Genomic DNA, 13,291 nt, shown 5'->3' with positions numbered 1-13,291 from the left:
TTTTACTTTGGTTTGTGTTCTTAAAAATTCTTTTTAGGAATTTTCGGGATTGTTTTGTTGTTCAATTATCAAAGTTCGTTGCCGCTCGTTTGAAGCAGCTTGTCTATTTTATCAAATCAGAAGAAGTTTGTCAATAACTTTTTTCATTTATTTTCAAATTTCTTTTTGATCTGACTGATTCTGTACTGTTTCGCGTTGTTCCCGCTGACAGCTTGTATATAATATCATCTCTTCCAGCATCTGTCAACACCTATTTTTAAGTTTTTTTAATTTTTTCGATTATTGTATCTTATAAATTGATGCGCTGTCTGCAGATGCCTTGTTAACAGATTGACCGATTTTAATCAATCCGTGATTCCTGTTCTCCGACTTAGATAATTACATTTGTCTATTTCTCTATATTCTGTCTATATTTTATGTTCAACTTTTAATATAATAGAAAATATCAAATTGAAGGAGTCTTTTATTATGAACTTAAAGAAACATCGTTTTACCAAAAAGAAAAAAGTCAGACACCTGGCATCTGGTCAAAGGACTTTTGTATCAGCTCAGGCCCATGCCTTCCTGAATGGTCTGGCTGCTGTTGCTGTTATTGCATTTATCAGCTTCTATTTCTTTCTGACACCGGTGAACCCACAATCCATTCCATTCTGGCTGACTGTGATTATTGCATTATTTGCTTTTGCCGCTGTCAAATCACTGACCATTGTCAGCGAAGCTGCCAGCCGCATGCAGGATCAGGCATCCGGCGATAAAACCTGGCAGGATATATGCGGAGGTGAATGCCGCCTTTTTCTTCTTCCTATAATTGTTATTGTCGGACTGCTTCTGGTTTCTCTTACTGGATCGCCCATTTTTTCAGCTCAGAAATATGCTTCCATTCTTAATGTCAGGGAAGCTGTTTTTTCTGATGATTTATCCGAATCTCTTGGCACCGATTCCATTGCATTGATGGACACAGCCTCTGCCCGTATGCTTGGTGACCGTGAAATCGGTTCTTTATCCAATGTTGTCAGCCAATTTAATGTGTCTGATGATTACACACAGATTGATTATAAAGGAAAACCGGTAAAAGTAGCAGCCCTTGATTATGCAGGCTTTTTCAAATGGATCGGCAACAAATCAGAAGGTGTACCAGGTTATGTCACTGTTGATCCTGTATCCATGTCTGCTTCCTATGCAGAATGTGAACAGCCGATGATTTATGTTCCATCCGCTTATTTTCATCAGGATACTGCCCGATATATCCGTTTTCATTATCCGACATTGCTGCTTGGCAATCTTCATTTCGAAATCGATGAAGCTGGAAAACCCTATTATATCATGTCCGTTTATCAGAATACCATATCTCTTTTCGGAGGTAAAACCGTTACAGGTGCCATTGTACTTGACCCGTCAACCGGTGATTTGACACGCTATGCGTTAGCCGATGTACCAAACTGGGTAGATGTAGTGGCCGAAGGCGATCTTCTCTGTGAACAATACAACTGGTTCGGAACACTGCAGAATGGTTTTATGAATAGCCTGGTCGGCAAAAAAGGCTGTAAACGTGTAACCACCTATGAAACAGATGACAATGATGAAAATGATGATGTGCCTGTCTCCGATTACGGTTATGTTTCTAAAAACGGCGATATCTGGATTTATACAGGTGTCACATCCGTCAACGGAGACAGTTCCAATATCGGTTTTCTGCTGGCCAATGAGCGTACAGGTGAAGCGCATTATTACAATATTGCCGGTGCTGATGAGAAATCTGCCATGTCAGCAGCTGAGGGTGAAGTTCAGGAAAAGGGCTATCAGGCCAGTTTTCCGTCTCTGATTAATGTAGAGGGACATCCGGTCTTAAAGGACGCCAGCGGCCTTGTAAAGCTTTACGCAGCCGTTAATGTGGAACAATACAATATTGTTACAACAGCTTCTTCTCAGGCTGAATGTCTGACCCGATACAAACGGCTTCTTGGTATTGAATCCGGAGATATATCCGATTCATCTCAATCCGGCAGCAGCAATCATTATTCAGAAGATGCTGCCGGAAACAGTGATACTTCCAATAATACCGGAAACAGCACTGATATTGAAGAACCGACTGCCGCCGATCATGAAGCTGATATTACCATTGCCGATATCAAATATATTGATATCAGCGGCAACACCTATATCTACCTGATTGCCGATGATGATACCTTTTATCGTGCAAAAGCAGCTGCTCACGAAGACATGCTGCTGTTAAAAAAAGGTGACAACGTCCATATTACCGCTTACGGTAAAGACATTGTTACCTGCGAAAAACAAACCCAACAACCAAATAATTAAACACAAAATGATAAAAAACAAGCGGCTGCTTCGGGATAAAAGAAGCAGCCGCTTGTCCTATTGATGCATATGCAAATTTTATGGATACTTAATCTCCACCAGTGTCAATCCGTGGGCAGGTGCCGTCGGTCCGGCGGCACTTCCTATCGGATATTCTACTGCTTCTTTAACTTCCTCCGGTTCTTTCTGTTCCAGTCCGACCTTAATCAATACACCGGCGATAATACGCACCATATTGTACAGAAAGCCATTGCCGCTGACACGCAGTGTCACAATATCTCCCTCTTCAATCAGTTCAAGAGAATAGATGGTTCTCACAGTGCTCAGCACTTTCGTCTTCTGAGAGCAAAAGGATTTAAAATCATGTTCTCCCACCAGATAATCCCCAGCCTCACGCATCTTAGCCACATTCAGCTTTTTCGGCACAAAATAACTGTACAATCTTTCCTTTGGCAGCTGTGTCCGCCGGTTCAAAATCCGGTATTCATACGTTTTCTCCACATCCGTATAGCGGGGATGAAAATCCAGCGGTACTTCCTCGGATTTCTGCACCACAATATCCTTCGGAAGACGCTGATTAATGGCCAGGGCATACTTCCAATCCGGGATATTTTTGTCTGTATCAAAAACAACCACCTGACCCAAAGCATGTACACCTGAGTCTGTCCGGCTGGCGCCTGTCACATCGGTTTTCTCCCCCAGTAGATTTTCTATAGCTTTTTGAAGTATTGACTGTACAGAAACACCGTTTGGCTGCACCTGCCATCCGCAGTAGTTTGTGCCGTCATAAGCCACCGTCAGTTTAATTCTATGCACAATTACATCACTCCTCTCAGCACACAAATGGCAATCATATAAACAGCCATTAGCAAATAAGCCATCCGGTCTCTTTTCTCATAATGCAGCGGCTTCATCTTTGTACGGCCCTGTCCGCCGTGATAACAGCGGGCTTCCATGGCCATAGCCAGATCATTGGCGCGTCGGATTGCGGCGATAAAAAGCGGCACCAGAAGCGGTACAAGCCCTTTTGCTCTCTGAATCAGATTACCACTCTCAAAGTCTGCCCCTCTGGCCTGCTGTGCCTTCATGATTCTGTCCATTTCTTCCAGTAAAATCGGAATAAATCGAAGGGCAATAGACATCATCATCGCCACCTCATGTACCGGCACATGCACCCTGTTTAAACAGCCCAACCCTTTTTCAAGACCATCTGTCAGCTGGTTCGGTGTTGTGGTCAATGTCATCAGAGATGAGCCAATAATCAGATAACTCAGACGCATGACCATATAAAGACCTGTCTTTAATCCCTGTACAGTGGCATTCAAAAAACCGATCTTGAATAAACTGTCTCCCGGCGTCAGAAAAAGGCTGAAACAAAATGTTAAGAGAACGATAATAAAAATGGATTTCAGCCCTTTCAGCATAAAACTAACCGGAACTTTTGATAAAACAATCATCACTGCCATAACTGCTGTCACGATGATAAAAGCCGGGACACTGTGGATCAAAAAAACAGATAAGACAAATAAAACCGTTCCGAGCAGTTTTACTCTCGGATCCAGACGATGGATCACAGAAGACTGGGGATAATATTGTCCAATGGTTATGTCTCGTATCATTTCTCGCCGTCCTCCATTCTCGTCTTCCTCCATAAATTGAGAATTTCCCCTGCAGCATCCGATACCGTCAAAATATCTGTGGATAAATCATATCCTTTTTCCGCAAGGCTGTGCATAAGATACGTCATCTTCGGTGCTGAAAGTCCCATTTTCTCCAATTCTTTATAACGTCCAAATATCTCCTTCGGGGTTCCGTCCATTACCAGTTCACCCTGGTTCATTACCAGCAATCGTCTGGCATATTCTGCCATGTCCTCCATGGAATGAGAGGATAAAATAACCGTCATGCCCGTTTCTTTATATAAATGTGCAATGGTATCCAGAATTTCTCTCCGACTCCCGGGATCCAGCCCCGCCGCCGGTTCATCAAGAATCAACACTTCCGGCTGCATGGCCAGAACACCTGCAATAGCCACACGGCGTTTCTGACCGCCTGATAATTCAAAGGGCGATAATGTATATTGCTCTTCTTTAATGCCCACCAACTGAAGTGCCTCAATCGCCCGCTTTTTTGCCTCTTCCTGAGATAATCCCAGATTCTTCGGGCCAAAAGCCACATCCGCCAATACATCAATCTCAAATAACTGATATTCCGGATACTGAAAAACAATCCCAACCTTCGAACGCAATCCCTTTTTCTTGTAGCCATCCGCTGTGATATCCTCATCGTGAAAATAAATTTTGCCGGAGGTTGGCCTGATCAATCCATTCATATGCTGGATCAGCGTTGACTTACCTGATCCGGTATGCCCGATCAGCCCGATAAAGCTTCCAGATTCAACGGTAAAACAAATGTTTTTTAACGCCTGCTTCTCAAAAGTAGTTCCAACGCCATATATATAGTTGACATTCTCAAATTGAATCAGTGACACCTTGCATCCCCCTTCCTCTATGCTGCAGTATCTGCTCTAATTCCTGAATAAATCGTTCCTGGGTCAAAATGCCGTCTGAAAGTGGCATTCCCTGTTGCTTCAGCTGCCATGCCAACTCCGTGATCTGCGGAACATCCAATTCAAGCTTTTGAAGCTCCTCTACTCTGGAAAAGACCTCTTTTGGTGTGCCATCCATGGCAATTTGTCCCTTATCCATAACGAGTACACGATCTGCATCCACGGCCTCATCCATATGATGGGTGATGAGAATCACTGTTACCTTTTCTTCTTTATTCAGTCGATGAACGGCCTCCAGTACCTCTCTGCGTCCTGCAGGATCAAGCATAGCTGTCGCCTCATCCAATACCATACAGGAGGGATGCATAGCCATAATACCGGCAATGGCAATCCTCTGTTTCTGTCCACCGGATAATTTATTCGGTGAATGATAGCGATACACAGTCATATCCACACTCTCAAGACTCTTTGCCACACGCTGCCAGATTTCTTCTGTGGGTACTCCCATATTCTCCGGTCCAAACGCCACATCCTCTTCCACTACACTGGCGATGATCTGATTATCCGGATTCTGAAAAACCATACCGGCGGTCTTTCTTATTTCCAGCCACTCCTGCTGATTTTTTGTATCGTGTCCGTCAATCCACACTGTTCCCTCTGTAGGCTGGAGCAGAGCATTCAGATGCCGTGCCAATGTCGATTTGCCGGAACCATTATGCCCAAGTAAAACAACAAAACTACCGGATTCTATATCCACAGAGATATCCCGCAGGACTCTATTCTTTGATTCAATATTGCCATTCTCATCTTTCTGCACATAATCGTGAATCAGATGCAGGGCCTGGATAATCTTTCCCATCTTTTCTCCTCCTGTAAATTCTCTGTCCTTTTCAGTCATTTGGCAGTCTTTCATATCTATCACTTTCTCTTCACGCATATAGCCTTCATATTCTGCACAAATCCCTCATATCTTCATCCCAAAGATGAAAAACTTCCAAATAACAAAAAAAGAAAAGAGGCCTTGTAAAATACGCTAAGCATATCTTACAACAGCCCCTTCGATTTGTCTATATACCAGAATTAAACTAATTCAATGATAACTTCCATAGCTGCATCGCCTTTACGTTCACCGATCTTGACGATTCTTGTGTAACCACCGTTACGTGTAGCATACTTTTCAGCTAATTCGCCAAATAACTTATCCTGAAGATTGATCTCTTTAGTATTGGCTTTCTTCTTAGCAGCAGCTGCAGGGATGTCTTTTCTTGTGTAAAGAACCTTTGCCATCTGCTTTCTAGCATGTAAACGGGATGGTCTGTCTTTTTTGATTGTCTTTTCAACTGTGTCAAAAACAACTTTGCCATCTTCTTTAACTCTCTTGCCGTTAGCGTCCTTACGAACAACCTTAGCCTGAACAGTTACTTCATCAAAGTTATCTTTTTCTTTAACACCAAGTGCAATTAAGCCTTCGGCAATCTTTCTGATTTCTTTTGCTTTTGCTTCAGTAGTCTTAATCTTGCCGTAGCATAACAGATCAGTTACCTGATTTCTGAGCAAAGCTTTACGCTGACTGGAAGTTCTTCCAAGTTTTCTATAGCCTGCCATTGTATATCCTCCTTAAAAATCGATAAATTCTAACGGAGCGAATTATTCGTCACTCGGATTCAGCTGAAGTCCAAGTTCTTTCAGTTTGGCAAGAACTTCTTCAAGTGATTTACGTCCAAGATTTCTTACCTTCATCATATCTTCAGCTGTTCTGTTTGTTAACTCCTCAACCGTATTGATACCAGCACGTTTCAGGCAGTTATATGAACGAACGGATAATTCAAGCTCATCAATATTCATTTCAAGAACTTTTTCTTTCTCATTGTCTTCTTTTTCTACCATAACTTCAGCAGTCTTGGCGTTTTCAGAAAGATCAATGAAAAGATTCAGGTGGTCGCTTAACACTTTGGCAGCAAGACTTACAGCCTCGTCTGGTCCAAGTGTACCATTAGTATAGACATCAAGAGTGAGCTTGTCATAATCTGTCACCTGACCTACACGTGTATTCTCAACAGTCATATTGACACGCTCAACAGGTGTATAGATAGAATCTACAGCAAGCACACCGATTGGTAAGTCATCACTCTTATTCTTATCTGAGCTGACATAACCTCTGCCCTTTGTAATTGTAAGCTCCATATAGAGTTTGCAATCAGCACCGCCACTTAATGTAGCAATCACCTGATCCGGATTCATGATTTCGATATCCTGATCAACCTGAATATCGGCCGCTGTAACGACGCCTTCGCCTTCGTATTCAATATAAGCTGTTTTTGGCTCATTGGTCAGACTTGTATTCTTGATTGCCAGACTTTTGATGTTCATGATAATTTCAGTAACGTCTTCCTTAACGCCAGGAATTGCACTGAACTCATGGACAACACCGTCAATCTTTACATGACTGACAGCAGCACCTGGGAGAGAGGAAAGCATGATTCTTCTTAAGGAATTACCAAGAGTAATTCCATAACCTCTCTCTAAAGGCTCAACTACAAAACGTCCGTATTTGTTATCTTCTGATATCTCTGCAATCTCTATTTTCGGTTTTTCAAAATAAAACACTAAATTGGCCCTCCTTTATGGGTTTAAAACTAATTGAGGGTAGTCCATCAGCCTGTCAAACAAGCTAAAAATTATTATTTAGAATACAACTCAACGATAAGCATTTCGTCAACAGGAACATCGATCTGCTCTCTTAATGGAAGAGCTTTAACTTCACCTTTCAGGTTTTCCTGATCTGCTTCGAGCCATTCAGGAACCATTCTGCCGCCGGCCATCTCAAGAATGTCTTTGTATCTCTGTGAAGTTTTGAATTTTTCTCTGATTTCAACAACATCGCCAGGTTTTACCTGATAAGAAGGAATATTAACAAGCTTGCCATTTACAGAAACATGCTTGTGATCTACGATCTGTCTTGCTTCTTTACGTGTTCTTGCAAAACCAAGTCTGAAAATAATATTATCAAGACGGCATTCCAACATAACCATGAGGTTTTCACCTGTCTGGCCTTTCATCTGGCTTGCTTTAGCAAAGTAGTTTCTGAAAGGTTTTTCCAGAACACCATAGATGAATTTAGCTTTCTGTTTTTCTCTTAACTGATTACCGTACTCGGATTTCTTTCTATTGCCTCTAATAGACTGTCTGTTGGACTTCTTATCTACACCAAGGTAGAGTGGGTCAAGTCCAAGGCTTCTACATCTTTTTAAAACTGGAACCATTTCTCTAGCCATATCTATTACACCCTCCTATTAGACTCTTCTGCGTTTTGGCGGACGGCATCCGTTATGAGGAACAGGTGTTACGTCTCTGATGCTTGTAACTTCAATACCACATGCCTGTAATGCACGGATTGCGGCTTCACGACCTGAACCAGGACCCTTAACCATAACTTCTACTGACTTCAGACCATGAATAAGTGCAGCCTTTGCAGCTGTCTCTGCTGCCATCTGTGCAGCATAAGGAGTTGACTTACGGCTGCCTCTGAAGCCAAGACCACCAGCACTTGCCCATGATAAAGCATTGCCTTCTGTATCTGTAAGTGTAACAATTGTATTATTAAAAGATGACTGAATATGTGCCTGACCACGTTCAACGTTTTTTCTGACACGCTTCTTTGTAACTTTCTTTGTCACTTTCTTAGCCATTGATCATTAACCTCCTGAATTACTTCTTCTTGTTTGCTACTGTCTTCTTAGGACCCTTACGAGTTCTTGCGTTTGTCTTTGTCTTCTGACCACGAACTGGAAGACCTTTTCTGTGACGGATGCCTCTGTAGCAACCAATTTCCTGTAATCTCTTGATATTAATTGCGATCTCTCTACGAAGATCACCTTCGATTAAGATGCTGTCTGCATCGATTGCATCACGGATTTTACCAACTTCTTCATCTGTTAAGTCTCTAACACGTGTGTCTGGATTAACTCCAGCTTCCTTTAAAAGGCGGTTTGAAGTTGCTCTACCGATACCATATACATAAGTAAGGCCGATTTCAATTCGTTTATCTCTTGGTAAGTCAACACCACTGATACGAGCCATGTAATTACACCTCCGATAGTTGTCCTAAACAGGGGCAAAACTGTAACACACATATTGCTATGTGCGGTGAAATGCTTACAGCGCTTCCCACTGTTCTTATATTTATTCTTGTTCTTATATTAGTAAATTGCATCGCCATTTTGACGGTCATGACGACACGTTGATCTAGCGTGATCAATAAATTTTATATAATAGTGAGGCTTACACCCATCCAGGTGTATCCCACTGCAGCCGCATAACATCGATTGCCGGAATAAGGCAATACTGTTACTACAGACAGAAATACAGAGTAAAATTAACCCTGTCTCTGTTTGTGCTTAGGATTCTCGCAGATAATTCTGACGCTTCCTTTTCTCTTGATAACCTTGCATTTCTCGCAGATAGGCTTTACAGAAGATCTTACCTTCATTATAAATCTCTCCTTTCATAGAATGTACATCCACATACGCAACCCCGTTCCTCTTAGAACGGTGGCCATGTATCGGCTGCTCATTCCATTTTAGAACGCTCGCCGACTATTATATCATATGAAAATATAGAAATCAAGCAGTTTTTTTCTTATTTTACTTATCTCTCCAAATAATTCTGCCCTTAGTCAGATCATATGGGGAAAGTTCAATCGTTACCTTATCTCCCGGTAAGATTTTAATAAAATTCATTCTGAGCTTGCCGCTGATATGTGCCAAAACAACATGTTTATTCTCAAGTTCAACTTTGAACATGGCATTTGGCAGCTTCTCAACAACTACGCCTTCAACTTCGATGACATCTGCTTTTGACATTTATTTGTCCTCCTGATTTTCTTTCCTGTTTTCAAAGGTTTGAATTGCTTTTACAATATCTGAATCGGTAATCTCTGCATCCATCCGAATATTAATCTTTTGCGTATGCACCGGATTTTTTCTTTTGGGATTCGATACCGTCCACTTTATACCGTTTGCCACATAGAGAAATTGATCATCTGAAGCTGTGACAATATAAAGTTTGTTCTGGTCTCTTCCCTGTCTGGATCTTACCAGCTGACCTTTTGGATATCTGTCTGATAACGTTTTATTCTTCATCATTATCACCTATCGAAGCGTCAGTATCTCACATCCGTCTTTTGTTACAAGAATTGTATTCTCATAATGTGCAGATAAAGAACCATCATCTGTTACAATTGTCCAGTCATCATCTTCACAGGCAACTTCCCATGTACCGGCATTGACCATCGGCTCGATTGCCAATGTCATGCCCGCCATCAGGCGAATGCCTCTTCCCTTCGTTCTGAAGTTCGGAATCTCCGGATCCTCATGAAGATGCGTTCCGATTCCATGACCTACAAGATCACGAACCACTGAAAAACCGTTTCCTTCAACATAATCCTGGATAGCAGCGGAAATCTCATGTAAATGATTCCCTTCTTTTGCAAAACTGATACCTTTAAAAAAGCTTTCTCTGGTTACGTCAATCAGTCTCTGTGCTTCTGCACTGATTTCTCCGACTCCCCATGTTCTGGCTGCATCTGAATGATAGCCTTTGTAAATGAGCCCTGCATCCAGACTGACGATATCTCCTTCTTTCAGGACTCTCTTATCAGTTGGGATACCGTGAACAACCTCATCATTAATGGATACACAGATGGAAGCCGGAAATCCGTTATAATTCTTGAAATTCGGAACGCAGCCGAAATCACGGATAATCTCTTCTCCCAGTCTGTCAATATCAAGTGTTGTCATTCCCGGTTTTAATGCCTTGTGCAGTTCCTCATGGGTAATGGCCAGCAATCTTCCAGCTTCACGCATAAGTGCAATCTGCTTCTCAGACTTTACTGTTACTGCCATATTATTCTCCCAGAATCTTCATGATATCTTCGAAGACTTTGTCCATTGACTGTGTACCGTCTACTTCAACAAGTACTTTTCTTGCTGAATAGAAGTCAATCAATGGCTGTGTCTGAGTATGATAAACATCCAGACGTTTCTTAACTGTTTCCGGTTTGTCATCATCTCTGAGAATGAGCGATTCACCGCACACATCACATTTACCTTCAACCTTTGTAGGATTGAATACGACATGATAAGTTGCTCCACATCCAACACAAGCACGGCGACCGGACATTCTATTGATTATATTCTCATCTGGAACATCGATATCAATCGCATAATCCAGCTTTTGTTCAATAGCATTAAGGGCTGCTTCCAGTGCTTCCGCCTGAGGAATTGTTCTTGGGAAACCATCCAGAATATAGCCTTTTTCACAGTCAGCTTGTTGAATTCTATCAACGACGAGATCGCAGACCAGTTCATCCGGTACAAGGAGGCCTTTATCCATGTATTCTTTGGCTTTAGCGCCCAGTTCAGTACCATTCTTGATGTTGGCTCTGAAAATATCTCCGGTTGATATATGTGGGATTCCGCATTTTTCGGCAATCATTTTAGCCTGAGTACCTTTACCGGCACCCGGTGCTCCAAGCATAATTATTTTCATAATTATCCTCCAATCATATGTCCAACAATTAATTAATAGTAACTTTATAACAGCAAGTATTCAGCCTTCGATAAATCGAACGCTGAATCTTTGCATTGTTATACATCTGTTGTAAAATCGAACTTACTTGCTGAAAATACCAGTCAAGTGTCTCTGTTCAACTTTTGAATCGATCTGTCTGATTGTTTCAATAATAACACCAACAATAATGATCAATGATGTACCGCCAAAGGATACATCGGCACCGAATAAACCTGAGAAAATGATAGGTACCAGTGCAACAATCAGAAGACCAACAGCACCGATCACAATCGTGCTGTTTGATACAGACTGCAAATATTCTGCTGTCTGCTTGCCAGGTCTGTGACCTGGAATAAAACTGCCTCTTTCTTTCAGACGTTCCGCTACTTCAACAGGGTTGAATGTAATGGATGTATAGAAATAAGCAAAAGCAACAACCAGTACAATATAGATGATAACACCGATACTGTAAACCGGAGCTGACATATTAAACCAGTTATTCTGGTTCAAAACTTTGACAATCTCACCGAAAATACCACTTGGAGTCTTACCAGCAAATGTTGTGATCAGACTTGGCAGTGACATTAATGAACCGGCAAAGATAACAGGGATAACGTTTGCTGAATTCACTTTAAAAGGAATATAATCACCAACGCTTCCCACGCTGCGTCTACCCTGAACCTTTGATGAATTCTGTACAGGAATCTTGATGTAAGCATCCTGCAGATAAACAACAAAAACAAACATGAACAAGATAACAGCAACAATAATGATGAGAGCAAGACCAGCTTTAACAATGTTCTTGCCGCTCATGAATGTATCATACAGTGTTTTGAAATCCTGCGGCAGTCTTGAAATGATGTTGAATAAAAGGATCATGGAGACACCATTTCCAACGCCGTGCTTTGTGATCTCTTTACCGAGATAAATCAGTACGCAGGCACCTGTAACAAGTGCAACGACCACAATAACCAAACCCAGTGCATTCTTAGATGCCAGATATCCACCACGGTAGAATCCGATACCCATAGCAAGAGACTGGATGGCAGCCAATACGATAGAAAGATAAAAAGTATACTCTTTCATCTTCTCACGTCCATCCTGATCCTTCTGCATCTCTTCGAGAGAAGGAATAATGATGGTCATCAGCTGCATAATGATTGATGATGTGATGTATGGTGTAATACTCAGTGCAAATATTGACATCTGACTGAATGAACCACCGGTCATCATATCAAAAAGATCCATTGCTCCATTTGACTGGTTGGCAAACCATGAAGCAAAGACATCCCGGCTTACGCCAGGAATTGGTATCTGAGCACCAAACCTGACGACAACCAGAATCAAAAATGTAAATAAAAGTCTTTTCTGAATATCAGGGACTTTTAATATATTTTTGAGACTTGCACCATTTGAATTGGTATTAGCCATTAGATCACCTCTGTAGTTCCACCAAGAGCCTGAATCTTTTCTGCAGCACTCGCACTGAATGCGTTTGCTTTAACTGTTAATTTCTTTGTAAGCTCACCGTTGCCAAGGATCTTAACGCCGTCTTTAGGGTTTTTGATAACGCCGTTTTCAACTAATGTTTCGATTGTAACAACAGTACCATCTTCGAATCTGTTTAATTCTGTGATATTGATGCTTACGATATCTTTTGTATTTCTGTTTGTGAAGCCTCTCTTAGGAAGTCTTCTGTATAAAGGCATCTGGCCACCTTCAAAACCTGGTCTTGGAGCGCCGGAACGTGCCTTCTGACCTTTGTGACCCTTACCTGCAGTCTTACCATTGCCTGAACCATGACCACGGCCTACTCTGAAGTTAGCGCTGTGTGTGGAACCTGCAGCTGGTTTTAATTCTGATAAGTTCATTACGTGCACCTCCTTGCAATCTGAA

17 protein-coding genes are annotated in these 13,291 nt (G+C 41.8%); 1 reads left to right on the top strand and 16 read right to left on the bottom strand.

The features are described from left to right. Positions 1-468: 468 nt before the first annotated feature. Entirely contained in the window at positions 469-2,316 is a 1,848-nt protein-coding gene (locus HED67_RS14465) for a hypothetical protein (RefSeq protein WP_221718729.1), read from the top strand. A gap of 78 nt (positions 2,317-2,394) precedes the next feature. Here HED67_RS14465 and truA read toward each other — a convergent pair whose 3' ends face one another. From truA to rplO, 16 genes are all read right to left on the bottom strand, one after another. Continuing rightward, positions 2,395-3,132 (bottom strand): tRNA pseudouridine(38-40) synthase TruA, encoded by a 738-nt coding sequence (gene truA / locus HED67_RS14460; RefSeq protein ID WP_215632363.1) that lies wholly within the window; start codon positions 3,130-3,132, stop codon positions 2,395-2,397. 2 nt (positions 3,133-3,134) lie between these two features. Continuing rightward, positions 3,135-3,935 (bottom strand): energy-coupling factor transporter transmembrane component T family protein, encoded by an 801-nt coding sequence (locus HED67_RS14455; protein ID WP_221718728.1) that lies wholly within the window; start codon positions 3,933-3,935, stop codon positions 3,135-3,137. Then, positions 3,932-4,807 carry an energy-coupling factor transporter ATPase gene (locus HED67_RS14450; protein WP_221718727.1) on the bottom strand — a complete coding sequence of 292 codons (876 nt, stop codon included), beginning with the start codon at positions 4,805-4,807 and terminating at the stop codon, positions 3,932-3,934. The genes HED67_RS14455 and HED67_RS14450 overlap by 4 nt, the downstream gene beginning before the upstream one ends. Next, positions 4,788-5,684, bottom strand: coding sequence for an energy-coupling factor transporter ATPase (locus tag HED67_RS14445; protein WP_178441863.1), 897 nt, complete (start codon positions 5,682-5,684; stop codon positions 4,788-4,790). Before HED67_RS14445 ends, HED67_RS14450 begins: the two co-directional genes overlap by 20 nt. 221 nt (positions 5,685-5,905) lie before the next feature. Then, entirely contained in the window at positions 5,906-6,430 is a 525-nt protein-coding gene (locus HED67_RS14440) for a bL17 family ribosomal protein (protein ID WP_178441862.1), read from the bottom strand. 42 nt (positions 6,431-6,472) lie between these two features. After that, positions 6,473-7,432, bottom strand: a complete 960-nt coding sequence (locus tag HED67_RS14435) for a DNA-directed RNA polymerase subunit alpha (protein WP_178441861.1) — start codon at positions 7,430-7,432, stop codon at positions 6,473-6,475. Between the two features lie 74 nt (positions 7,433-7,506). Continuing rightward, on the bottom strand, positions 7,507-8,100 hold the full coding sequence (gene rpsD / locus HED67_RS14430) for a 30S ribosomal protein S4 (RefSeq protein ID WP_015513736.1): 594 nt from the start codon (positions 8,098-8,100) through the stop codon (positions 7,507-7,509). An 18-nt stretch (positions 8,101-8,118) separates the two neighbouring features. Further along, positions 8,119-8,514: a 30S ribosomal protein S11 gene (gene rpsK / locus HED67_RS14425; protein ID WP_015513737.1), complete on the bottom strand. Its 396-nt coding sequence runs from the start codon at positions 8,512-8,514 to the stop codon at positions 8,119-8,121. A gap of 19 nt (positions 8,515-8,533) precedes the next feature. Further along, positions 8,534-8,905: a 30S ribosomal protein S13 gene (rpsM, locus tag HED67_RS14420; protein WP_015513738.1), complete on the bottom strand. Its 372-nt coding sequence runs from the start codon at positions 8,903-8,905 to the stop codon at positions 8,534-8,536. 295 nt (positions 8,906-9,200) lie between these two features. Next, entirely contained in the window at positions 9,201-9,314 is a 114-nt protein-coding gene (gene rpmJ, locus HED67_RS14415; protein WP_005339020.1) for a 50S ribosomal protein L36, read from the bottom strand. 154 nt (positions 9,315-9,468) lie between these two features. Then, positions 9,469-9,687 carry a translation initiation factor IF-1 gene (gene infA, locus HED67_RS14410; RefSeq protein WP_015513739.1) on the bottom strand — a complete coding sequence of 73 codons (219 nt, stop codon included), beginning with the start codon at positions 9,685-9,687 and terminating at the stop codon, positions 9,469-9,471. Next, complete coding sequence (locus tag HED67_RS14405; protein ID WP_221718726.1) at positions 9,688-9,969, bottom strand: KOW domain-containing RNA-binding protein; 282 nt, start codon at positions 9,967-9,969, stop codon at positions 9,688-9,690. Positions 9,970-9,975: 6 nt separating this feature from the next. Further along, positions 9,976-10,728: a type I methionyl aminopeptidase gene (gene map / locus HED67_RS14400; RefSeq protein ID WP_215632359.1), complete on the bottom strand. Its 753-nt coding sequence runs from the start codon at positions 10,726-10,728 to the stop codon at positions 9,976-9,978. A gap of 1 nt (position 10,729) precedes the next feature. Then, on the bottom strand, positions 10,730-11,374 hold the full coding sequence (locus HED67_RS14395) for an adenylate kinase (protein WP_215632358.1): 645 nt from the start codon (positions 11,372-11,374) through the stop codon (positions 10,730-10,732). A gap of 123 nt (positions 11,375-11,497) precedes the next feature. Continuing rightward, positions 11,498-12,826 (bottom strand): preprotein translocase subunit SecY, encoded by a 1,329-nt coding sequence (gene secY, locus HED67_RS14390; RefSeq protein WP_221718725.1) that lies wholly within the window; start codon positions 12,824-12,826, stop codon positions 11,498-11,500. Beyond that, positions 12,826-13,266: a 50S ribosomal protein L15 gene (rplO, locus tag HED67_RS14385; protein ID WP_015513744.1), complete on the bottom strand. Its 441-nt coding sequence runs from the start codon at positions 13,264-13,266 to the stop codon at positions 12,826-12,828. Before rplO ends, secY begins: the two co-directional genes overlap by 1 nt. Positions 13,267-13,291: the final 25 nt, after the last annotated feature.

The sequence above is a fragment of the Pseudocoprococcus catus genome (assembly GCF_019734885.1).
In the GTDB taxonomy this organism is placed as follows: Bacteria; Bacillota; Clostridia; order Lachnospirales; family Lachnospiraceae; genus Coprococcus_A; species Coprococcus_A catus.
The sequence above is the reverse complement of the archived record's forward strand: the minus strand, read 5'-3'. Positions and strand labels throughout refer to the sequence as shown.